The following is a 23,781-nucleotide window of genomic DNA, read 5'->3' as shown; positions in this document are numbered from 1 at the left end:
CCTTTTTGGCGTGTTCGAAATAACGGGTTTTGAAGGGTTTTTCGAGGCAGTAGGCGAATACGCATGGAAGGAATGATGCGAGAAGACAGTGGAAAGGATGGGGGAAAATGAAGATTTTGATTCTTGGAGGTACTCGCTTTTTAGGACGCTTTTTAACGCGGGCTGCCCTCGATCAAGGGCATGAAGTTACTTTATTCAATAGAGGAAAAGAAAATCCAGCGCTCTTCCCAGAAGTTGAGAAACTAGTCGGTGACCGGGACGGTGAGCTGGCGGCGCTTGAGGGGCGGACGTGGGATGCAGTAATCGATACGTGTGGTTACGTGCCACAAGTCGTACGGCAATCAGCAGCACTTCTCGCGGGAAATGCTGGACATTACACGTTCATCTCCAGCGCTTCGGTTTATGATGATTTGCAAGATCCAGGAATTGATGAAGAGCATGCTGTGCGCAAGCTGCCGCAAGACGTGGCCGATCCGCCTAGCAATGAATATTACGGGGAATTGAAATTCCTATGTGAGCGGGAAGTAGAAAAACAGTTTCCAGACCGGGCGCTGATCATCCGTCCGGGATTGATCGTCGGGCCTTATGATTTCACGGGACGGTTCAGCTATTGGACCAATCGGGTGGCGCAGGGCGGCGAAGTGCTGGCGCCTGGGCGCAAAGATAGGCAGATCCAATTTATCGACGTCCGGGATTTGGCGGAATGGATTTTGCGCATGGTGGAGCAGCAAGTAAGCGGCGTATTCAATGCGACAGGGCCTAGTCATTCATTGACGATGGAGGCATTTCTGAAAACTTGCCGAAATGCCTTGGCGAGCCGTGCGCAATTCGTGTGGATGGATGATGAGTTTTTGATGGCAAACGATGTCGGATATTGGATGGAATTGCCGCTATGGATACCGGACAGTGAGAACGTAGATGGTTTCATGGCGATGTCGATTGACAAAGCGCTGGCTCAAGGACTGAGTTTTAGGCCGCTTGAAGAAACGATTCAAGATACCCACGAGTGGCTGCAACAAGAGGGCGTAGTCGGCACAGCCGGATTGGACAGCTCAAAAGAACTACGCTTATTGGCGAGCTGGAAAGAACGCTAGAAAGGAGGACAGCGATGAAATTGTATAAAGAATTGGCTAATTGGTGGCCATTGATGTCTCCTCATACAGAATACGAGGAGGAAGCGGGACTTTACTTGGAGCTCATGCAAAAACATCATCCGCGCATTCAAAAAGCGGTGGAGTTCGGGTCTGGCGGTGGCAGTAACGCTTATTACCTTAAACGCCATTTTCCGATCACCTTGACGGATGTGTCTCGGGACATGCTGGCCATCAGCCAGAAATTAAATCCGGATTGCCCACATGTCGAAGGGGATATGCGATATCTCGATTTAAGCGAGCGGTTTGATCTTGTGTTCATCCACGACGCCATCATGCATTTTACGGCGGCACAGGATTTATTGGAAGTGATGCAAAATGCCAAAAGGCAGTTAAATCCCGGCGGCCTCTTGATGATCGTAGCGGATGAGTTTACCGAAACATTCAAGCCGCAAACCCATCACGGTGGCATCGATCAAGGCAAGCGGGGCCTACGGTATTTGGAGTGGAGCTATGATGCGGATACAAGTGATCATGTAACCGAAACCGAATATGTCTATATCATGCGAGATGAAGATGGTCGCGTGTTTACGGAATCAGACCACGCGGAATTTGGGCTGTTCTCGATGGCGGAATGGGAAAAATTATTGGAGCAAGCGGGCTTTCACACTCATTTTGAACGCCTTGCGCACAGCGGTCTCGAAGGAAGCTATTTTGCGATCATGGCGACGCAGCGGGAACAGTGACAAATCTTTTATAAACGTGATGGCAATCGATGCAAAAAGAAAACCCATGGAAAGGAATCCATGAGTTTAGCTGATGTTGCTTTATTTATTGGTTGCGACCGGGCAGGACGGGTCGCTTGTCCATTCATTCATCGACCCATCGTACACGGCGACATTCGGCTGCCCGAGTTTATTGAGCAATAAGGCGGTCCAAGTAGCGGCAATGCCGCCTCCGCAATACGTGATGACTTTTTTATCAGGGGCGAGTGCGCCGCTTTGTTCGAAAGCTGTGCGCAATTGTTCGTCAGAGACTAATGCTTTCGTATCTTCGTTTGCATGGCTTCCGAAAAAGACGTTGTCGCTGCTTGGAATGTGGCCGCTGTGAAAATCGTCGGGCGACAAACTGTTAATAAGGACCGTCTGCTCGTCCTCGATGGCTTTGCGGACATCTTCTTTTGTGGCGAGCATATCGCTTCGGCGCTGCCCCGAAAAGTTCGCTTTCGGGTAAGACGGGAAATCTGTTGATAACTCACGGCCTTCCGCCTGCCATTTCTGCAATCCGCCTTCTAGAATGGCGACTTGGCCAAATCCTTCGTAACGCAATTGCCAAGCGAGACGTGACGCCCATTGAGAAGCGGCAAGTTCTTCGCCGACAAGTGCGTTTTGATCATAAATGACGGTGCGCATGCCATCGCCAATACCGAGGTCGGTCATTTTTTCAATAAATGCATTGCGCGGCGGGACGGTAAACGGCAGAGCTGCTTCGCTATCGGTCAATTCCCCGAGCAAGTCTGCATAAACTGCTCCCGGGATGTGGCCTTGGGAATAGGACGCTTTGCCGGATTCAACAGTTGGCGCACCGCCAACTTCCGGGAATTTCATGAACACCGTAGCATCCACGATCCGTAAATCGGCATCGTTTAAATGTTCAGCTAGCCAGTCAGTTGTCACGATTAATGGAATGTCATTCATCTAAGTAGTCCTCCTTCATAAGGGTGTCTTTACTGTAATATTTTGTTGAGAATCCCGTCAAAAATTAGGATTTTCGAAAACAGCAAGCACAACAACGAACGCGGTTTTGATCCGTTAACTTTAAAAGGGGAAGATGCACATGATCTATGCAGCGTTGCTTCGCGGCATCAATGTCGGCGGACATAATAAAGTCAACATGAAGGAATTAAAAGAGGCGTTCGAACAGGCGGGCATGTCATCAGTCAAAACCTACATCAATTCAGGGAATATCGTCTTTCAAGACAGCCGCGAGAAAGCACAAGTGACAGTTCTTTTAGAACAAGCGATTCTGGAACAATTTGCGCTGCGCATTAAAGTACTGGTGTATTCATTTGACGAATATAGCCGCATTGCACAGGCGGTCCCGCCAGAATGGGCCAATGATAAACAGTTGAAAAGCGATGTGCTGTTTTTATGGCAGCAGGTCGACCAACAAAATGTGCTCGAACAATTGCCGTTAAAACCGGACATTGACCGAGCGGTGTATGTACCAGGCGCCGTTCTTTGGTCGGTCGACCGGGAGCATGTGTCGAAGAGTGGAATGGCTAAGATCGTGGGCACGACGTTATATAAACAAGTTACCATTCGCAATGTGAATACCGTTCGGAAGATTTACGAGCTGATGAGGGAGTTAGAGGGACAGGTAGCGAAATAGTTCTAAAATTGATTGATAATTATGATAATATAAAGGCGTTGAAAAATATGGAAGTGGAGGCGAGAAGATGGAGTTAGCAGGAAAAGTGGCAGTAGTGACAGGCGGGGCTTCAGGAATTGGGCTAGCGGCGGCAAAAGCGTATTTGGCAAAAGGCGCAAAAGTGGTGATTGCCGATTTTAACGAAGAAGGCGGCAAACAGGCGGCAGCGGACTTGAAAGATGAAGGCGATATCTTATTTGTCAAAGTAGATGTGGCAAGTGAAGACTCGGTAAAAGCGATGATCGACTTCACGATCGATCAGTTCGGCACCATTGATTTGCTCGTCAATAATGCCGGCATCGGTGCGCTGACAGAAACGCACGAGTTGAGTTATGAAGACTACCATAAAGTCATTGCGGTCAATCAGGACAGCATCTTCTTTGGGGCGAAGCATGCCATCCGCCATATGATGAACAATGGAGGCGGTGCAATCATCAACACCTCTTCGATTCTCGGAAGTGTCGGGGAAGGAGCGGCATTTGCCTATAATGCTTCAAAAGGCGCGGTCAATCTCATGACGAAATCATTAGCGCTCCAGTATGCTTCTCATGGAATCCGTGTCAATGCCGTGGCACCGGGCTATGTCGAGTCTGGCATGGTTAGCCGTGAAGCGCTTGGAGAAGAATTTTACGGGCAGCTGGTCAGCAAGCATCCGATTGGGCGCATCGGCAAGGCGGATGAAATCGCTCATGCCATCATCTTCCTCAGTGAAAATGACTTTACTACTGGCACGACGATTTTAGTTGACGGCGGCTATACTGCGCAATAAGTAAAGAGAAAATATGGACATTCGAAAACATCTGTGCATTGGGTAGACCATCCAATGCACAGATGTTTTTTGATGGCTTCTATTATAGAAAAGGTTCAAGGAAATGAAAAAAAGACGTGAGGCAAAAGAATGGTTTCCCGTAAAATACATAAGTTCAGAAAACATAAAGCACCTGCAGATGATATGATTAGAAGATACGATCGACAGCGAAATCTTGAAGAAACCAGCCGGGCTACACGTCTTTTCAGTTTGGCGGAACAGGTGATGACACAATGGCAACACAAACCAAAACATATGAGACGTCTATACGTTTAACTAAAACCGCATCGGAAAAGATGAGAGGGTTCGGCATTAGCGAACGCTTATTTTTTATGGCGGACTACCCGTTTCAAGTATTTCTCGAGCGCTATCCGTCGACTGCGGATGGTTCTCTTTCTGTTGCGCTTCTGTTCAGTGCAGAACAAACAGAGAGGCTGACGGATAAGGCGGGCGGGCAAGCTGCCGTGCTTCATTGCGTATTCGCGAACCATCAACTATTGGTGACCAATGTGACGCTCAGAAAAGCCTATCAGGCACTTGGCACCAATTGGCAGCGCGAGGAATCGATCCAGTTCAAGAATTCGCGCGATCCGGTGCCGGTAGCGTTCATGAACTTAATCAACCGACTGACACCGGCGAAAGAGCGTTCGGATTATGTGAAAAAACGCATCTCGAGCTGGGAAGGATACTTGAAAATCCAAGAACAGGGTATGGATATTCCAGACATCAAAACGGGCTATTCGAATTTGGCGTTCAACCACGATTTTAGCCGCATCACGTTAACGGGCTGCCGGATGGACGATAAAGAATGGAAAAACTTGCGCAATCTAAGCGTCCGACTCACCGGCATCGACGGCGATGTCGGCACCGTCCTCAAAGCGAAAAATCGCACAATCGAAATCGAATTAAATCCCTTCATCATCAAGCAGATGCGCGAAAAAGCGCAGGCTCTCCATAAAAGAGAAGTCGTGTTCAGCAATTTCGCTGCACTCAGCCAAGTCCGCAGATTGCGCCAAGGCTTCACCAATCTTGAAAAAGGGCTTGCGGTCAATCCGCAGCTCGACCGCCTGCTATTCGAAGAGCGGCCAAATGTAGCGGCATTAAAGGAATTGCCGAAGCTCACGTTCCACAACCGCTTGAACGAATTCCAGCAGCAAGCGGTCACAGGGGCGATGTCAGCGGAAGACCTGTACGTCATCCAAGGACCTCCCGGGACCGGTAAGACAACGGTCATTTCGGAAATCTGCCTGCAAAACGCCAAGAAAGGCTTACGTACACTCGTCGCTTCGCAGTCGAATTTGGCAGTCGATAACGCGCTTGGGCGCTTGCTTGCCCATAAAGACATCCGGATTTTGCGTGTCGGGCGTACGGAGAGCATCGAAGAAGACGGCCAAAAATTCATCGAAGAAAACGTCGGGCAGTATTGGAAAGACCATACCTTAAAAGAAATCACGGCGCAGTATGAGGCGCGTACAGTGCGCGAAAAAGAAGTCGCCGAAAAACTTGAAACAACGGAACAAGCTTACGCGGAGCTGCAGCCGGTATTTGAGAAATGGCAGCAAGCCGTCGAAGATAAAAAAGCAGCCAAGGCAAAACAGCAAGACTTGCGGGTTTCCATGGAAACTTGGCAAAACAAAGAACGGGCGCGTGAGCTTGAACAGCGGCAAGCGGTAAACCACAAGCAAAGCATCGAAGGAAAAATAGAGAAGCTAGAAGCGGCCATTGACAAAGCGCAGGATTTGCTCGATAGCGGGCAAGGGGCCGATTGGTTTGAACAACAACGACAGCAAACTCAAGTCAGCATCGAACAACTCGAGCGCGCGCGCGAAGCAAAGAAGCTGAGCGAACAGCTGGCCATCCTGCGCCGCGACATGGAATTAATTGAAGAAAAGCGTGACGAAGTAGTGGCCAGAGCGCAGGAAAAGCAAGCGGTGCTCGAGACCGTTGAGGATATGAAAAAGGTCGATAGCTTGCTTGAAGTGATGGCGCAACAAAAGATCGAAGAAATGCCGTCGATTGCTTTTTCACTCAGCAAGCTCGACATGATTCGTGACAAAGTGGCAGAGCGCAAAAAGCTTGAAGCGTATAACACGAGCGTCACTTCAGCGATTGGCTATGTTGAGAACTTACTGAAGGCTGCAGGGATTGACGTCGCGCAAGTAAAAGAACGCGCCTTGTCTCAAGCGGAATCATTCACTTCTGCCAATATCGACGAGTTTCTGGAAAAACTGCGCGCGATGCTGAAAAGTTCCCAGCAGATCGAATCGGCTGTTCTTGCCAAAGCTTTGAGCGGCTTATACAAACGCCAGAATGACCTATGGCGGAGAGGCGCGATGCTAAAAGCCGCCGATGTGTATATCGAAGAGTCCAAGCGTGCATTCGCCCAATTAAAGAAAGCATTGTGCGGAGAACTCGACAAACAAAGGCAAAGCTATCTCGCATTGGATGAACGAGGCCTCGAGCAGTTCGAGCGGAAGCGGGAAGAGCTTTCACGCATCGAACGGCAAGCGGGTACTTTGTCCGTATCTATCGACGTGCCAGAAGACGTCGAACAAGCGATTGCCGATCGCCAAAACCAGTTGGCGCAGTTTGAAAACGACCAAGCTGAATTTCGACAAGCGGCTGCGAAATTGGAGCAACTGCAAGCCGACTTGCTCGCTGAACAAACGGCAGTTGAAAAAGCCGAACAGCGAATTAACGACGTCATAGCGCAACTTGGCGAAGCGAAACAGCGTCTAAAAGACAAGCAACAGGAACTGCAAGAATTGGAAAGCATCCTTTCAACGGATCCGGAAGCGGCCTACGAAGAAACCGCGAAACAGCTCGCCAGCCTGTCGTTCGATATGGAATCGCTTAAGCAAGAGCAAAAGAACTTCCCGCTTTTGCAATCGGTGCAAAAACAATGGATTGCTCTTTTGGAATCGGCAAGCGAACACGATCTGGACGAGATCCGCAAGCTCTACATCAAGCACGCCAATGTTATCGGCACGACCTGTGTGGCGTCTGCGCGTAAAGATTTCCAGGACAATTATCCGGTATTCGATGTCGTCATCGTTGATGAAGTATCGAAAGCGACGCCGCCGGAACTATTGTTGCCGATGCTCAAAGGCAAAAAAGTGATTTTGGTCGGGGACCACCACCAATTGCCGCCTTTGCTTGGCAACGATACTTTAGAAGAAACCCTGGAAGAAATGATCAAAGAGAACAGCGGCTTTGAAGAAAAACGCGAACTCGAGAAACTGCTCGAAGAATCGCTGTTTGAGCGCTTGTATAAAAACTTGCCGGATACCAATAAGACGATGCTTGCGATCCAGTACCGCATGCACGCGGATATCATGGAAACCATTTCACCGTTCTATAAAGACGAGAATGTCCAATTGCAATGCGGCTTAGCTGACTCAGACGCAGACCGCGACCATTTCCTGGAATCGGCAACGGTGAAACGCCATAACCACCTCATGTGGCTCGACTTGCCGAACGAACCGGCGTATTTTGAAGAACGCATGAGCGGCGGGAAAAGCCTGTACAATCCGTCGGAACTTGCCGAGATCAGCCGCCTGTTGACAGAACTCAATGAATCGGTCGCTGAAGCCAAAGCAGCTGGCCGGATTCCGGCAAATGAGTTGAAAACGGTTGGCGTCATTTCGTTCTACGGCGAACAAGTGAAGCGGCTGCAGCGCATGATCGACCAGGAATTGCGCTTGCCGCATTTATTGCTTCGCACCGGAACAGTTGACCGTTTCCAAGGCAGCGAAATGGAGATCATCCTTTTAAGCATGGTCCGCAATAACCAAAATGACCGCGGCGATATCGGTTTCGCCAAAGACTACCGTAGATTGAACGTCGCCTTGTCGCGTGCTAAGCAATTGCTGGTGATGGTCGGCAGTTCCGAAATGTTTACGAAACGGGCGAAAAAACAACAGACGCAACAGATGTATCAGCACGTATTGGATGTCGCCGAACAAAAACATGGCGTGAAAGTTCTGCAGAAGGGGTGAGCACATGGTGAAGCTAGTGGATAAGTTGCGAATGGAATTGGCATCGAACGGAAATGTAGAAATCGTAAACGAGCTGTCGTGGCATGTACCGCTGGTTTCTTATGAAGTATCCTATTCCCGCATCAAGCGCTTCAAAATGGATATCTTGATGAAGATGCTGCTGCTGGCTTTTCAGGAAGCAGACATCCGCCGCCCTGCTGCACTCGCTGAGATGTTGTTTGTCGAGGAGCTGTTCATCCGCGACTTAATCGATAAGATGCACCATACGCAGCTGATCCGCCTCGACCCCAAAGGCTACCGGCTGACCGATAAAGGCTACGGACAGCTGGAAAAAGGCATTTTTGAGGAAGCGATAGAAAGCGATGAAGCTATTGCTTCTTTTAGCGCGGCCCATAACCGCTATTGGCTTATAGAAGAAGTGCAGGACAAAAAACAAGCTGACGGGCCTGTCTACCGCTATGCCACGGAACCGTCAGCTGACAAAATCCGCATCCAGGAGCTGTTGGCGCAGGAAAAAGATGCTGCCGAAGAAGGCTATCAAGTGCTAGTTGCGGATGTCTTGACGCTGGAGGAAATTGGCCATGACGCTATCCCTTGCATCGAATTTCAGCTATACGACCGGGAGCAGGACCTCTTTTACGCCCGCGTCTGGAACACAAAGAGCAATATCTGGGATGAAGTGCTTCAAAAACAGATCGAGAAGCAGGAATTGCTCGCATGGCGCGAAGCGATGGCGAGCCAAGAATCCCCAGCAGAACATGCGTAGGGCTTTGAATTTCCGGAAAATGGGAGTACAATAGAGAATGTTTCTTTCAGGAAACAGGCAATTGAATGGCCTGAAGATAATTGATCATGAAAAGGTGTAATGAATATGAAAAAAATGAAAATGAATACCTACATGCCCATTTTTCTCTTAGCGGTTGTAATGCTATGGGCGAAAACGTATATCTCGCAAAAAACACAATTCACACTAGAAGTAGAAGGCGGGCTGCAGGAATTCCTGTTGTTGATCAATCCGTTAGGCTCTGCGCTCTTATTGCTGAGCTTGTCCCTATTCTTTAAAGGGATGCGAAAATACTGGGCATTGCTGTCGATTTACCTTGGCATGTCGATTCTGCTCTATGCCAATATCGTCTATTACCGGTTTTTCAGTGATTTCATCACTTTGCCGACTTTGTTCCAAACCCAGAATTTCGGTGATTTAGGCGGCAGTGTGCTGACCTTGATCCAGCCACTCGACATCCTGTTCTTTGCAGATGTCTTGCTGCTCGGGACATTGATCCTGTCGAAGCGGATGGAAAAAGACATGCGCACGATCAAAAAGAGAATGGCGCTGCCCCTTATTGCGGCGGCTTTATTGATCTCATTGTTCAATTTGTCGCTTGCGGAATCGGACCGGCCGGATCTTTTAACGCGCGGCTTTGACCGCACGTACATCGTCAAGTATTTGGGAATGTATAATTACGCATTATATGACACGGTGGAAAGCCTGAAAGCTTCCTCACAGCGTGTCATGGCCGACAGCGACGATAATACGGAAGTGTTGAATTACACGAAATCCAATTATGCGAGCCCGAATGAAGCATATTTTGGTGCAGCAGAAGGCATGAACGTCATCTATCTGCACCTGGAATCGTTCCAGACCTTCTTGATCGATTATGAGCTGGACGGCGAAGAAGTGACGCCGTTTTTGAATTCGATGGTAGGAGACCCGAACACGATGTATTTCGATAATTTCTTCCATCAAACGGCTCAAGGCAAGACGTCCGATGCCGAATTTATGTTGGAAAACTCCCTATTTGGCTTGCCGAAAGGTTCGGCGTTTATTACGAAAGGGCAGAACACCTATCAGTCCGCACCAGCCATTTTGAAAGATAAAGGCTATACGTCGGCTGTGTTTCACGGCAACAACGGGACGTTCTGGAATCGCTCCGAGATTTACAAATCCTTCGGTTACGATCATTTCTTCGATATCGAATCGTACCCGAATACGACCGAAGCCGATTTGGCTGAATACGGCTTGATGGACAAACCGTTCTTCGAGCAGTCCGCACCGCTCCTGGAATCGTTGCCGGAGCCATTCTATACGAAATTTATCACTGTGGCGCATCATTTCCCTTATAAAATGGATCAGCAATTGGCGACCATCGAAAAAGGGACAACAGGTGATGCGAGCGTCGATAATTATTTCCAAACGGCGCGTTATGCCGACGAAGCGATCAAGCAATTTTTTGAACAGCTTGAAGCGTCGGGACTTGCCGACAATACAATGATTGTCATGTACGGTGACCATTACGGCATTTCCGACAATCACAATGAAGCGATGGCTGAAGTCTTATCGAAAGACATCACGCCGGTTGAAAATGCCAAGCTTCAGCGTGTACCATTGTTCATCCACGTGCCAGGGATGGAGGGTGGCGTCAACGATACGTACGGCGGCCAGATTGACCTATTGCCGACCGTGTTGCATTTGCTCGGTGTGGAAACACAAAACTACGTGCATTTTGGGACTGACCTGTTGTCAGAAGAGCATGAGGAACTCGTCATGTTCCGCAATGGCGATTATGTCAGCCCCGAGGCCTATTCCATCGGCGAAGCGTTTTACGATCCGGATACCGGGTTGCCGCTTGATGAAGAGCAGCTGGAGGAAGCCGAGGAATTGAAACAGCGCGGCAGATATGAACTGCAACTGTCGGATGGCGTCGTCAATGGCGACTTGCTGAGGTTTTACACACCTGTTGGATTCACCCCGGTCGACCCGGCGGATTATTATTACCAACAGCCGAGAAATATAGAAAATTGATGGAACAAGATGCCCAGGCCGAGCGATCGGTCAAGGGCATCTTTTTTGTTTGGGCTGGCAGCGGGGCAAAAAACTTCTCTAACAGCCGTGAATGTGAAAGACTAAAAGAAAGCTGATTTATTATCGTAAAGGAGCGACAGACTATGTTTTCATTTTTCAAGAAAAAATGTGCAGTGTGCAAACAACGCGCGCGGCAGCCAAGAAAATATTATAACGACCGCAACGAGGCGGTAGTCGTTTGTGCGCAATGCGTATTGTATGCAGAAAGGCGCGCGTTTCGAAAGCGCAGTGCCTGATCGCAAAAGACCTGCCGGAACTCGCATGGGTTCTGCTATCATCAAAAGAAACCAGCTACACGGAAGGGGCAGCTCATGAATCATCGAATCGAACTCACATCCGAAAATCTCCACTCGTCGTTCAACCAGGCCTACAAGCCAATCCTGTCGGTGCGTTCCGGCGACACACTCGAAGCACGGACGCCGGACATCGAATGGGGCTATTCGGCGCATGAAGGCGAAGAGCGGATCATTTATAGCTCGAGGGAAAAGGAAGAAAAACTTGGCCATCCGCTCCTCGGGCCGATTGAAATCGAAGGCGCAAAGCCCGGGATGGTCCTGGAAGTACGCATTAACGAGAATGTTCCTGGCTGGTATGGCCGCAACTGGGCAGGAGGGACGCCGGCTTGGCAAAATGAAAAGCTCGGCATCGCAAACAGCGAGCGCCTCCAGGTCGATTGGGCGCTGGACCGTGAACAGATGACCGGCAAATGCTCGATGTCCGGAACCGAGTTCAGCGTCGCCTTATCGCCATTCCTTGGGTTGATTGGCTTGGCGCCAGGCGCACCAGGCACCCACCGGACCGCTCCGCCATACCGGACGGGCGGCAATATCGACTGCAAGGAACTGGTCAAAGGCAGCTCGCTGTTTTTGCCGGTTGAAGTCGACGGCGCGATGCTATCGTTCGGCGATGGGCACGCATTGCAAGGCGATGGGGAAAACTCCGGGACGGCGATCGAATGCCCGATGGATCACGTCGAATTGACGGTCGTGCTTCACGAAGAGATGACGCTCCGCATGCCAAAAGCGAAAACGCCTGCAGGCTGGGTGACGTTTGGCTTTGATGAAGACTTGAATGAGGCGGCCGCGACGGCGCTTGATGAAATGGTCGGCTTGATCCAAACATTTCATTCCGTTTCCAAAACACAAGCGACCGCTTTGGCAAGTGTGGCGGTCGATTTGCACATCACCCAGATCGTCAATGGCGTTAAAGGGGTTCACGCCATTTTGCCGCACGGGGCAATCCGTTAAGACGACATATGAAAAAGCTGACGAGAAACTTAGATAATCGTATTTTCCGAAGCTTATCGCTCGCTTTCCGTGGGCTCGCGCCCAAGCCTCCTCAGCCGCTTCGCTGCTTACGGGGTCTCGGTCGTCTCGCTGATCCACCGGAGTCGAGCGAACGCTTCTCCAAATACTAGACAGATCATTGGTTATTTAAATGTATAATCGCGTCTGCTTTTTTGATATTTAATGAAATTTAAACTTCTTCAACACTCTAAAAAAAGCTGTTCTACAGATGTAATCATCTGCGGAACAGCTTTTTTTGATGGGCTAGTTTGTTACATCTTGATCGGGACACGTTTTGTCAAAAGCCTCATGGCCAGGAAAAGCACAAGCAGCATGGCGACCGAACCGAGTACCGTCAGCCAGAAATCCATTTCAAACGGTTCGTATGGCAGCCAGTCCAGCGTGTAATTTCCAGGCTTCCATAGATAGTCGTTGAGGCCGAAGACGATGAACGACAAGGCGATAAAGCCGAACCCGGCAATCCAGCGGAAACGGTAATAGCCAATGCTGATGAGCCAGCCGGTGAAAAAATAAGTGAGCACATTCAAGAACAGCCCAATCGCTGCAGCGGCTGCGCCAGCTGTGGATTCAAAAACGACAGCCGTATCCAGCGCGACCGGGAAGATCGAAGCTTTAGCCAACAAGTGTTGAAGGCCATTAATGGCAAGCGGCACAACGGTTAGGAACAAAGCGAACCCAGTGGCGGCAAGGGAGATACCGAAGAAAGAATCCCGTCGGCTAACGCCTTGTTGGATATGCCGGCCCATGAACGTATAAGCGGTCATGATGCCGAGCACCAGCGTGAAGATACTTGTCGAGTACTGGGAGAAGGTGAAGAACCCTTCAATGGGGGCGGTCCCGCCATTCAGCCAAAAAACCCGGATCAAATGGATCGCCAGCAAAATGGAGAAAAACCAAAGGCTCCAACGAATCATTTCCTTAAATACGGCAGTGGCTACTTTCATAGAGCGTATGGATGTCATATCAGTTCGCCTCCTCGGTTAAGTAGATGAACAGGTCTTGAAGCGAGACGGGTCCTATTTCAAGTCCTAAAGCATGGGCTTCCTGGCGTTTCGTTTCGCCGAGTTCCCCGTAGACCATCACAGATTTCGTGCCGCCGAGCTGCTGTTCGTTCAGCCGCTGCATAGTTGCTGTAAATGCATCGACATCTGCTGCTGCGCCTGTGACCGATGCGCCTAGCGCTTCAAGTGTTTCATACGGTTCGTTTAAGACCAGCCGCCCTTGGTCAATAATGATGACATGGTCGAACAAATAATCCATCTCGGACACTAGGTGGGTGGAGAGGATGAACGTACGCGGATGTTCTTCCTGGTCTATCAGGATTTCCTTGTAGAAAATCTCGCGTGCGGGTGCATCCATGCCAAGATAGGCTTCATCGAAAATCGTAACAGGCGCGCGGCTTGCGAGGCCGATGACAACATTCAGTGCCGACTGCATGCCTTTCGATAATTTGTTGACAGGTTTATCGACGGGCAATTTGAAACGCTTGATCAAATGCTCCGCGTAGCCCATATCGAAATGGGGCCGGTAATGGGAGGCGAGGGCGATCAATTTTTTTGCCTTCTCGGTTTCTTCTTTATAGTCTTTGTCATAAATGAACGCGATTTGCTCCATTTTCTCCGGGTTTTCGAAAACGAAGGCTCCGTCTACCGAGACCTCACCAGCTGTCGGCTCCCGAAAAGCGGCGATTAACGAAAGAAGCGAGGTTTTGCCTGCGCCGTTCCGGCCGATGAGTCCATGAATTTTACCGGCTTCGAGCGTAAGGGAGATATCTTCTAAGGCTTTGAATTTCTTGAATTTCAAGGTCACATGATTGAGTTGAACGGCTGTCATCATGCATCACGTCCTTTCTCCGATTTGATGAATTCAATGATTTCCTGCTCGGTGATGCCGAGCTTTTCTGCTTCCTGTACCAGGCGGGTAACGTAATTATCAACAAATGATTTTTTTCGCTGCTGGACTAATGTGTGTTTTGCGCCTTCTGCTACGAACATGCCAATCCCTCGCTTTTTATAAAGTATGCCTTCATCGACGAGCTGGGTGATGCCTTTGGACACGGTGGCGTGATTGATCTTGTAGAAATTGACCAATTGATTGGTCGACGGGGCTTGGTCGCCTTCTTGCAATTGATCGTTAACAATCTGGTCTTCAATCAATTCGCGGACTTGGAGAAACAGGGGCTTTGTCGAATCGGATGGGTTGATCATGGAAACACCTCCTTAAGGTGATTTGGTGTAATGGTTATATACTTATGTGTATAACCATATAACAAAGGTGTTTTTTTGTCAACGGAATTATCAGAAAAGTTCCAAGCATAAAAAAAGAGCCGCTGGAATCGCGGCTTTAAAGGGGGGAACTGAATTGGGCTAAGGACTTTTCGACGACGTGGAGAAACTGGTCAATGTCCCGTGTGCTGGTTTCTTGATGAAAGGAGATGCGGATGAATTTCCGTGCCGCATCCGGTTCTATGCCCATCGCAAGCATTGCGGACATCGCTTCGCCATAGCCGATCTTGCAGGCCGTGCCGGTGGAAATGGCGATCTGTGCCCTATTGCAATCGAGCATCATCCATTGCCCTTCGACATGCGGCAAGATCAAACCTTGGATAAACGGAGATTTCGAGGTAATATCACCGGTTGCGATTACGCCATCAGGTAGATGTGCTAATAGGTAGTCCTGAAGTGTTTGCGCTTGTTCATAGTTTTGCAGCTGTTCACTGACGGCGAGCTTCGCGGCGATGGTTGCGGAGACAATGCCCGGAACATCCACAGTCCCTGCGCGGAATCCGTTTTGATGCGTCGTCCCTTCATGGACCGACTGCCAGTGGACGGACGGGTCGAGGTAGGCGATTCCGACGCCTTTAGGGCCGCCGATTTTATGCGCCGAACATACTGCGGAAGCGACGCCCCATGATGTGAGATCGACGGGGAGCTTCCCGAATCCCTGAACGATATCTGAATGAAGCGGAACGCCGAAGCGCTTGGCGATTTGCGCACATTCCTTGACCGGCTGCACGGCACCCATCTCGGAATTGACGAGCTGCATCACGACGAGCGCTGTCTTTTCACTGACAGCTTGCTCGAAGGCCTTCATATCGATTTGGCCAAAGCGGTCGACTTCAATGTAATCGATCGTGTAGCCTTGTTTTTCAAGTTCATGCAGTGTAGACAACACGGAAGCATGTTCGAGTTTCGTAGAGACAATCTGCCGGCAAGTTGTGGGCCTGCCGTTTAGCAGCGAGCGGATGGCGAGCTGGTTCGCTTCAGATGCATTGCCGGTGAAATAAATGCCATCAGACCGGACGTTCAAAAATTGTCCCCATAACTTCCGGCACGAAACGACATAATCAGCGGCTGCAGATCCTACGTCGTGAAGGCTTTGCGTGTTGCCAAAGGCATTTTCCGCTGCTTCAGCGTAGGCAGCGATCGCTTCTTTTCTCATCGGGGCGGTTGCGGCAGAGTCCAGATAAATCATCATCTCTTATCAATTTCCTTCCTTGAATGGACTTTCTTCTTGTAATCACTCTATCTTTATGTCATTAATGGTGTCAAGACACTTGTAAAGAAGGTGTAAAGTTTGTATGATGTTTGCATTATCGGAGGAGGCGTAGCCGGGCTGATGCTTGCGCGCTCGCTTCCTGATTCGTATTCAATTGCCTTGCTGACTAAACAGCACGCTTACGCAGGAAACACTGCACTCGCACAAGGCGGCATTGCCGCGAGCATTAGTGTGGACGATTGTGCACAATCCCATGCCATCGATACCATGCTCGCTTCGGCCCATCACGCAGATGCCGAACGGGTGGATATATTAGTCCGTGAAGGAGCCGACATCGTAGCGGAATTGCTTGCAGAAGGATTGCCTTATGATGCAGATCGAAACGGCCAGCCCTCTCTTGGCATGGAAGGCGCGCATAGCACCAGGCGCATCTTGCATGCAGGAGGCGATCAAACTGGAAGCATGCTGATGCAGTTTCTATTGGAAGATTCCGCAGAGAACATTACGCGCTTACCGGGCCATCAAGCTCTGGAACTGATAGTTTCACAAGGTCGTTGCATAGGTGTTCTTGTCTCTCAGCCTACAGGTGACCGCACGATTATCCGTGCCCGTCACATCGTTCTTGCGACAGGCGGGATTGGCCAATTGTATTGCCAGACATCGAACTCCTCCGTGGCAACGGGCGACGGGTTGTCACTTGCTTACCACGCAGGAGCGGTGCTGGAAGATCTGGAGTTTGTCCAATTCCATCCGACGGTCCTGACCATCGGCGGCAAGTCTTGTGGATTGATTTCAGAAGCGGTTCGCGGGGAAGGAGCTTTGCTGGTGGACCGAAACGGCAAGCGCATCATGGCCGGCATCCATCCACTCATGGAACTTGCACCGCGTGATGTCGTGGCGAGGGCCATTGAATGGCATTGGCAACAACATGGCCCTGTGTACTTGGATGCTAGAAAAGTGGCTGAGTTTGCTCAACACTTTCCCTCAATCCAGGCGAATTGTATGCGGCACGGAATCGATCCGCGCTATGAACTGATACCGGTGCGCCCGGGCGCGCATTTCCATATGGGCGGGGTGAAAACGGATAGTTACGGTGCGACGACGGTTGCAGGACTGTTTGCCATTGGCGAAGTGGCATCGACTGGCGTCCACGGAGCGAACCGGCTGGCGAGCAATTCCTTACTTGAAGGGTTGGTATTCGGCCGCCGTTTGGCTGAACGGATCAAAGAGCTTCATCATCAGAAAATGCCACTGGACGTACCTGTGAATTTTGGTGCTAGCCAACGGCCCGATTTCGAAGCGCTAGATGAAAGTGAATTGAAAAAAGAAATGACACATATCGCAGGGATTTTGAGACATCCTGAACAACTGGCCCGATTTCTGAAGGCGCATCCGCTGCGTTCGTTTCCGCTTCGTGACTATCCGGATGAGCTCATTGCCGAGATCCACCGAAGCACCGCAAGCAGCCTCATTGCAACAGCTGCTTTATTGCGTGAAGAAAGCCGAGGCGGCCATTACCGGATCGATATTCCGGAAATGAAAGAACAGTGGACCGGAAAAGTCATCGAGTTGTCGAAACAAGGGACAAGTTTAAGCGAGCGTAAAATTTATCTCAAGGAGACAGTATGATGAATCGTTTGAAAGCAGAACAAGCGTTAAAGCAATTTTTACTCGAAGATATCGGAGACCGCGACGTATCGTCTGTATTGTTTAGCGATACCGATAGCGGCGAAGCCATCGTCCGCATGAAGCAAGACGGCGTCATTGCAGGGCTCGACTGCTATATATGGGGGTACAGGCTATTGGATGCCTCGGTCAGTGTAGAGCTATTGAAACGGGATGGAGACCGGGTACGGGCGGGGGAAGCGATCGTCAAGCTGACGGGCCCGGTTGCCTCGCTGCTTGCAGGGGAGCGGGTGTTATTGAACTTAGTTCAGCGCATGAGCGCAGTGGCGACATTGACCGCAAAATGCGTTGACGCACTTGGTTCGTCCCATACTAAAATCGTCGATACCCGTAAGACGACCCCGGGGCTGCGCATGTTTGAAAAATACGCAGTTCGCGCAGGCGGCGGGTTTAATCACCGAAACGGGCTGTACGATGCAGTCATGTTAAAAGACAATCACATCGCGGCTGCCGGCTCGATTATTGAGGCAGTGAAAAAAGTGCGCGACTCACTCGGCCATATGACGATGATCGAAGTAGAAGTCGAAACCGAGAAGCAATTGATGGAGGCTATAGAAGCACAACCTGACGCCATCATGTTTGATAACCAGTCACCTGAGACAATTCGGCACTGGGTCCAGCTTGTGCCAGAATCGATTCGCACAGAAGCATCCGGCGGCATTGACCTTGAGAAGCTCGCACTTTACCGCGACACCGGTGTCGATGTCATTTCCATCGGTGCCTTGACCCACAGCGTGTCGAATCTTGACATGAGCATGAATCTTTCCCTATCCCATAAGGAGGTACTTGTACGATGACTTCTTTGCTTGAAGAACTGCAAATGGCAGATGCCATGCCAAAAAGTTATTTAACCGCATCGACTGAAGAACTGCACAAACGGGCAAAACAGGCTCGTGAAACACTCGGGGACCGGCTTTATATTCTGGGCCACCATTACCAGAAAGACGAAGTGATTGCGTATGCCGATGTTAAAGGCGACTCGCTGCAATTATCCCAAATCGCCGGCCGCCAGACAGCGGATTACATCCTGTTCTGCGGCGTCCATTTCATGGCGGAAACGGCCGATATTTTGACCGAACCGCATCAAGCCGTCATCTTGCCGGATATGCGGGCAGGTTGTTCAATGGCGGATATGGCCAATATCGACCAAACGGAACGCGCTTGGCTGGAATTGCAGAAATTATACGGCGATACCATTGTGCCGTTGACCTATGTCAATTCGACAGCGGCGATCAAAGCCTTTGTCGGCCGCAACGGCGGCGCAACTGTCACTTCCTCCAATGCCGAAGAAATGGTTGAATGGGCATTGGCGCAAAAGCAGCGCATGCTGTTCTTGCCCGACCAGCATCTCGGGCGCAACACCGCGGTGAAACTCGGGATTCTGCTAGAGCGTATGGCTATATGGGATCCCATCAGACAGAAGCTTGAACTCGACTGCGCCATAGAAGAGGTGCAAGTGATCTTGTGGAAAGGGCATTGCTCGGTCCATATGAATTTTCTGCCGAAACACATCGACAACCTGCGCGAAAAAGAACCAGATCGCAATATTCTGGTACATCCGGAATGCACGTACGAAGTCGTCAGTGCATCCGATTTTGCCGGGTCGACCAAATACATTATCGACATGATTGAAGCGTCGGAACCAGGTTCGAAATGGGCGATCGGCACGGAGATGAACCTTGTCAACCGGCTCATCAAGGATTTCCCTGACCGTGATATCGTTTCCTTGAACCCGTTTATGTGCCCATGCTTGACGATGAACCGCATCGATTTGCCGCATTTTACGTGGATTTTGGAAGAACTGGTGGAAGGCCGCGTCCTTAACCGCATTCAAGTAGATGACAAAACGGCGGTGGAAGCGAAGATGGCTTTAGAGAAAATGTTATAAGCGTGAAACCCGCTGTCCTGAAATGGGGAGCGGGTTTTTTATGAGATGGGACAATAAAGCCTTGGAGGCTAGCTCCCCCTTTATCGATCATCGACTTTCGTGTAATATTTCAGTGAAAGCCCGTTTCGACAAACACTGAAAACACAGGCGTTGATGGATGCCATTCAATTTGTGTTCATAGATGTTCCATAACTTATATCAGCTGAGGGGGTTCATATGGTTTCATCCAAAGATGTTGCAAAATATGCAGGCGTTTCACAAACGACGGTGTCGCGTGTATTGAATACGCCCGATCGAGTCAAAGAACCTACGTATAAAAAAGTGATGGCGGCCATCGACGAGTTAAACTATATTCCGGATGCGAATGCCCGCTCGCTCGTCCAGCAAAAAACCGATACCATCGCCTTGGTGTCAGGGCCTTTGTTTAACCCGTTTTTTGTAGAAACGACAACATCCATAGTTAATTTTGCCAATGAAAACGGCTTTAAAGTGAATGTCCATTTCTCTAAAAACGAAAACATTACCGATACGTACCACTCCATATTTGAAAACAAAGTGGACGGCATAATCCTGTCCTCTATTTTGATAGAGGATCCTATTTTCCATAAGTTGGAAAAATCAGGAATTCCGTTCATTACATACAATAGAAAGCACGAAAGCAATAAGAATTTTGTTGAAATGGATAACGAACAGGCCGGTTTTCTGGCTGCTGATTACTTACTATCGCTTGGTCATGAGACGATTTGCTGGGTGGGTGGGCCCCTAGAAGTTAGCACATTCAAAGGCCGGTATGACGGCTTTTTGAGAGCGTTTCAAAAAAACGGAGTTGCAGTCGAGCAAGAGCGTGTTTTTCTAACCGATACAAGCAAAGAAGAGCTGCGCAAAACTTTTTTGAAAATGGAACAGTTGAAAGACAAACCGACGGCGATTTATGCAGCGACAGATGCCATTGCAATCCAGATGATGGATTTTTATATTTCAGCAGGTTATCGCGTCCCGGAAGATATTAGCATCATCGGCATCGACAATGTAGAAATCGGCCAGCATGCCTCTATCAACTTAACCACGGTCGGCATTTCTTCATCGGCCAACCTCGGTCAATTGGCGATTGAAACACTGATCGATATGATTTGTGAAAAAAATAATCCTTGTATTCAAATCACAAAAGCTGTTAGACTATTCGAAAGAAAGACAACAATGGCAAGAAGGAGGGTATAAGCCCTTTTTTTTCACTCAAAATGGTTACGTAACCATTTTATTGTTAGTGAAAATGATGGCGCTTTCATTAGGGGGAGATGAACTTGTATTCATCTAAATAGCAAAGGGGTAAAAATTTCACGAAGAAACTGGGGGATGTATATGAAATGGAAACAACGTGAGTTTGGAGAAGAGTCACCTTTTATTCCAGCGGGGCCGTTTAAAATTCGCTTGCCGTTTATTCACTATCGATTTGAGTGGCCGGATTATGTGCAAGGCCTGTTAATGTGCGTAGTTGATCTAGCTGCAATTCCGTTATTGATCGAATTGCTTGGGATGCCTTTTGAAGTGGCGTTAGCCATTGTATTGCTGAACGGGGCCTTTTATTTGCTGCATCATTTGCTCGGGGATCCAGCAGTTCCGGGATGGATTACACCGGCGATTCCGCTGATTATGTTGTATTGCATGCAATTTCCAGAAGGGCCTGAGAGGATACACGCATTAATCGCTTTTCAAATGACCTTAGGGGTGTTTGCGATTCTTCTTGGATCGACCGGATTGGCTGCCAAAGTCGTATCGAGCATTCCTTCTGCCATTAGGGCCGGAATTATTCTAGGTGCCGGATTTGCCGCAGTGGCGTCGATTTTTGAAGTAGGCGGCCGTTTTGAAACCTTCCCATGGACAATTTCAATTGCTGTCGGTATTGGTTTCTATTTATTGTTTTCAAAGCATTTCGATAAACTCAAAACAACCCATCCGATATGGGGCTTGGTCGGAAAGCTAGGCATTTTCCCGATCATCATCATCGCGATTGTGATTGCGCCACTGTTTGGCGAAGCGCCATGGCCGACGATTGAATGGGGCTTGATCTCGCCTGATTTTGTCGGCCTATGGACGAACTACACTATGTTTGGTTTAGGGTTCCCGCCGTTGATGCTGTTTGTCACAGGTATTCCAACGGTCCTGGCGGCGTATATTGTTCTTTTCGGCGATGTATTGCAGACGAAAGCATTAGTAAAAGAAGCAGACTTATCACGACCGGATGAAAAACTTGACTACAATCCGAACCGTGCGCATTTGATTTTCGGGGCGAGAAATTCAGCGATGAGTGTACTCGGGCCAGATGTGACCATGGCGGGTCCTTTATGGGCAGCGATGCAAGTGGTCGTGGTTCAGCGATATAAAGATGGCCGAAAAGCGATGGATTCTTTCATCGGGGGCGCAGGTTCATTCCGATGGGGAACGAATACCGGCTTGTTGTTATTGCCAATCGTCAGCTTGGTTCAGCCAATTCTCGGCATCGCTCTCGCATTAACGCTATTGATCCAAGGGTATGTCAGTGTGAAAGTCGGCATCTTGGAAGCGAGAAGCCAGAGTGACTTAGGAATTGCCGGCATCATTGGGGCCGTCCTAGTCATCAAAGGAGCGGCATGGGCTTTCCCGGTCGGTATCGCATTGTGCTTATTGATTTACGGAAAAGACTTCTTCAAGAACGAATCGGATGAGACATTCACGAAAGACCTTGTGCCGGAAACGAAAGAAAATGCTTAACGGATGAAAGGGTGTCGCGTATGAAAAAGAAACTTTATCTAAACGGGGAGTGGCAAGAAACAATAGACCACGCCGAGTTGTTCTCGCCTTACTCGAATGAAAAAATCGGTGAAATCCCGAAAGCTTCTGTAGCAGATGTGGAAGCGGCAATCGATGCAGCTTCTGAAGCACGCGAAGCCATGGCAGCATTAACGGCCTACGAGCGTGCGGCAATTCTGGAGCAATTGGTGTCACTGTTCATTGAACATAAAGAGCAAGCGGCGAAAATCATAGCGCAAGAATCAGCCAAGCCATTGAAATTTGCCTTAGGGGAAATTGACCGGACGATTGAAACGTATAAATTCGCGGCTGAAGAAGCGAAACGGCTGTGTGGCGAAATGATTCCGATGGACGCCGCAAAAGGCGGAAGTAACCGCTTAGCCTATACATTGCGCGAACCTTTAGGCGTCGTGGCTGCGATCACACCATTCAACTTCCCGCAAAATTTGGTCGCTCATAAAATAGGTCCAGCTATAGCCGCAGGCAATACGATCGTCTTGAAACCCGCTTCCCAAACTCCACTTTCGGCCTTTTTTCTGGCTGAACTTCTGGACCAGACAGATTTGCCGAAAGGCGCGTTCAACCTGGTCACAGGCAGCGGCAGAACAGTCGGCGATGTGTTGGTCGAAAGCGACCAAGTGAAAATGGTGACCTTTACCGGAAGCCCGGCTGTCGGTAAAGGCATACGAGACAAGGCAGGGCTGAAGAAAGTGGCGTTGGAACTAGGGTCAAATGCCGGCATGATCGTCGACGAAGGAGTCGATTTGGACGTGGTCGTGGAAAAAGCGATTGCCGGTGCTTTTTCGAACCAAGGGCAAGTGTGTATTTCTTTGCAACGCATCTACATCATGGAAAATGTAATGGATGAGTTTTTGTCCCGCTTCCAAACAGCGGCCAATCAATTGGTGATTGGCGATCCATTGGATATGAAAACTGATCTGTCCGCGATGATCTCGAAACAAGAACAACAGCGGGCTGTCGAATGGGTGAAGGAATCAGTTGATGAAGGGGCTACGCTGATCACTGGAGGAACCGTCGAAGATGAAGTGTTCCAACCGACGATCTTGTCCAATGTGGCAAGTGATGCAAAAGTGTCGTGTCAGGAAGTGTTTGCGCCTGTCGTTATCGTTAATTCTATCCAATCGATCGAACAAGGCATCCACGAAATCAACAACTCGGATTTCGGACTGCAAGCTGGGATTTTCACGAATGATATCAAGACTGCCTTCCGCGCATCGAAAAAGCTACAAGTTGGCGGGGTGTTGATCAACGACATCCCAACATTCCGTGTCGATCAGATGCCTTATGGCGGTGTGAAAGAAAGCGGTAACGGCAAAGAAGGACTTAAATACGCCATTGAAGAAATGACTGAAATGAAATTGGTCATCTGGAATCAATCGTAAAGAACTGGGAAAAGGAGTGAAT

At 49.3% G+C, this 23,781-nt stretch carries 19 protein-coding genes; 14 read left to right on the top strand and 5 right to left on the bottom strand.

Features of this window, described 5'->3' with window-relative positions:
- Window positions 1-107 precede the first annotated feature (107 nt).
- Entirely contained in the window at window positions 108-1,094 is a 987-nt protein-coding gene (locus tag AY633_RS09405) for an SDR family oxidoreductase (protein ID WP_068488122.1), read from the top strand.
- Between the two features lie 14 nt (window positions 1,095-1,108).
- Window positions 1,109-1,837, top strand: a complete 729-nt coding sequence (locus AY633_RS09400; RefSeq protein ID WP_068488121.1) for a class I SAM-dependent methyltransferase — start codon at window positions 1,109-1,111, stop codon at window positions 1,835-1,837.
- Between the two features lie 81 nt (window positions 1,838-1,918).
- Here the strand turns inward: AY633_RS09400 and AY633_RS09395 are convergent, their stop codons facing one another.
- The gene (locus AY633_RS09395) at window positions 1,919-2,788 is read right to left on the bottom strand and encodes a sulfurtransferase (protein ID WP_068488120.1); all 870 of its coding nucleotides are present in this window, start codon (window positions 2,786-2,788) and stop codon (window positions 1,919-1,921) included.
- A 139-nt stretch (window positions 2,789-2,927) separates the two neighbouring features.
- Between AY633_RS09395 and AY633_RS09390 the strand changes: the two genes are divergently transcribed.
- From AY633_RS09390 to AY633_RS09365, 6 genes are all read left to right on the top strand, one after another.
- The gene (locus tag AY633_RS09390; RefSeq protein ID WP_068488119.1) at window positions 2,928-3,482 is read left to right on the top strand and encodes a DUF1697 domain-containing protein; all 555 of its coding nucleotides are present in this window, start codon (window positions 2,928-2,930) and stop codon (window positions 3,480-3,482) included.
- Between the two features lie 67 nt (window positions 3,483-3,549).
- Window positions 3,550-4,290, top strand: coding sequence for an SDR family NAD(P)-dependent oxidoreductase (locus AY633_RS09385; RefSeq protein ID WP_068488118.1), 741 nt, complete (start codon window positions 3,550-3,552; stop codon window positions 4,288-4,290).
- A 272-nt stretch (window positions 4,291-4,562) separates the two neighbouring features.
- Window positions 4,563-8,327 carry an AAA domain-containing protein gene (locus tag AY633_RS09380; protein ID WP_068488117.1) on the top strand — a complete coding sequence of 1,255 codons (3,765 nt, stop codon included), beginning with the start codon at window positions 4,563-4,565 and terminating at the stop codon, window positions 8,325-8,327.
- 4 nt (window positions 8,328-8,331) lie between these two features.
- Window positions 8,332-9,093: a hypothetical protein gene (locus AY633_RS09375; RefSeq protein WP_068488115.1), complete on the top strand. Its 762-nt coding sequence runs from the start codon at window positions 8,332-8,334 to the stop codon at window positions 9,091-9,093.
- A gap of 105 nt (window positions 9,094-9,198) precedes the next feature.
- Window positions 9,199-11,130 (top strand): LTA synthase family protein, encoded by a 1,932-nt coding sequence (locus AY633_RS09370; protein WP_290438400.1) that lies wholly within the window; start codon window positions 9,199-9,201, stop codon window positions 11,128-11,130.
- 371 nt (window positions 11,131-11,501) lie between these two features.
- Entirely contained in the window at window positions 11,502-12,437 is a 936-nt protein-coding gene (locus tag AY633_RS09365) for an acetamidase/formamidase family protein (protein WP_068488111.1), read from the top strand.
- Between the two features lie 311 nt (window positions 12,438-12,748).
- Here the strand turns inward: AY633_RS09365 and AY633_RS09360 are convergent, their stop codons facing one another.
- From AY633_RS09360 to AY633_RS09345, 4 genes are all read right to left on the bottom strand, one after another.
- Window positions 12,749-13,459, bottom strand: a complete 711-nt coding sequence (locus AY633_RS09360) for a hypothetical protein (RefSeq protein ID WP_068488109.1) — start codon at window positions 13,457-13,459, stop codon at window positions 12,749-12,751.
- 1 nt (window position 13,460) lies between these two features.
- Window positions 13,461-14,333, bottom strand: coding sequence for an ATP-binding cassette domain-containing protein (locus AY633_RS09355; RefSeq protein WP_068488107.1), 873 nt, complete (start codon window positions 14,331-14,333; stop codon window positions 13,461-13,463).
- Window positions 14,330-14,704 carry a GntR family transcriptional regulator gene (locus AY633_RS09350; protein ID WP_068488106.1) on the bottom strand — a complete coding sequence of 125 codons (375 nt, stop codon included), beginning with the start codon at window positions 14,702-14,704 and terminating at the stop codon, window positions 14,330-14,332. Before AY633_RS09350 ends, AY633_RS09355 begins: the two co-directional genes overlap by 4 nt.
- Before the next feature lie 136 nt (window positions 14,705-14,840).
- Window positions 14,841-15,974, bottom strand: a complete 1,134-nt coding sequence (locus tag AY633_RS09345) for an IscS subfamily cysteine desulfurase (protein ID WP_313903504.1) — start codon at window positions 15,972-15,974, stop codon at window positions 14,841-14,843.
- A gap of 99 nt (window positions 15,975-16,073) precedes the next feature.
- On the opposite strand from AY633_RS09345, the gene nadB reads away from it, so the two are divergent.
- The 6 genes from nadB (at window position 16,074) to AY633_RS09315 (ending at window position 23,759) form a co-directional block, all read left to right on the top strand.
- On the top strand, window positions 16,074-17,624 hold the full coding sequence (nadB, locus tag AY633_RS09340) for an L-aspartate oxidase (protein WP_068488105.1): 1,551 nt from the start codon (window positions 16,074-16,076) through the stop codon (window positions 17,622-17,624).
- The gene (nadC, locus tag AY633_RS09335; protein WP_068488102.1) at window positions 17,624-18,478 is read left to right on the top strand and encodes a carboxylating nicotinate-nucleotide diphosphorylase; all 855 of its coding nucleotides are present in this window, start codon (window positions 17,624-17,626) and stop codon (window positions 18,476-18,478) included. Before nadB ends, nadC begins: the two co-directional genes overlap by 1 nt.
- Window positions 18,475-19,569 carry a quinolinate synthase NadA gene (gene nadA, locus AY633_RS09330; protein WP_068488100.1) on the top strand — a complete coding sequence of 365 codons (1,095 nt, stop codon included), beginning with the start codon at window positions 18,475-18,477 and terminating at the stop codon, window positions 19,567-19,569. Before nadC ends, nadA begins: the two co-directional genes overlap by 4 nt.
- 216 nt (window positions 19,570-19,785) lie before the next feature.
- The gene (locus tag AY633_RS09325; RefSeq protein ID WP_068488098.1) at window positions 19,786-20,787 is read left to right on the top strand and encodes a LacI family DNA-binding transcriptional regulator; all 1,002 of its coding nucleotides are present in this window, start codon (window positions 19,786-19,788) and stop codon (window positions 20,785-20,787) included.
- A gap of 141 nt (window positions 20,788-20,928) precedes the next feature.
- The gene (locus tag AY633_RS09320; protein WP_068488097.1) at window positions 20,929-22,317 is read left to right on the top strand and encodes a hypothetical protein; all 1,389 of its coding nucleotides are present in this window, start codon (window positions 20,929-20,931) and stop codon (window positions 22,315-22,317) included.
- Between the two features lie 20 nt (window positions 22,318-22,337).
- Window positions 22,338-23,759 (top strand): aldehyde dehydrogenase family protein, encoded by a 1,422-nt coding sequence (locus AY633_RS09315; RefSeq protein WP_068488096.1) that lies wholly within the window; start codon window positions 22,338-22,340, stop codon window positions 23,757-23,759.
- Window positions 23,760-23,781 lie beyond the last annotated feature (22 nt).

This window comes from Planococcus maritimus (assembly GCF_001592825.1).
GTDB lineage: Bacteria > Bacillota > Bacilli > Bacillales_A > Planococcaceae > Planococcus > Planococcus maritimus_C.
This window is presented reverse-complemented; position numbering and strand designations above follow the sequence as displayed.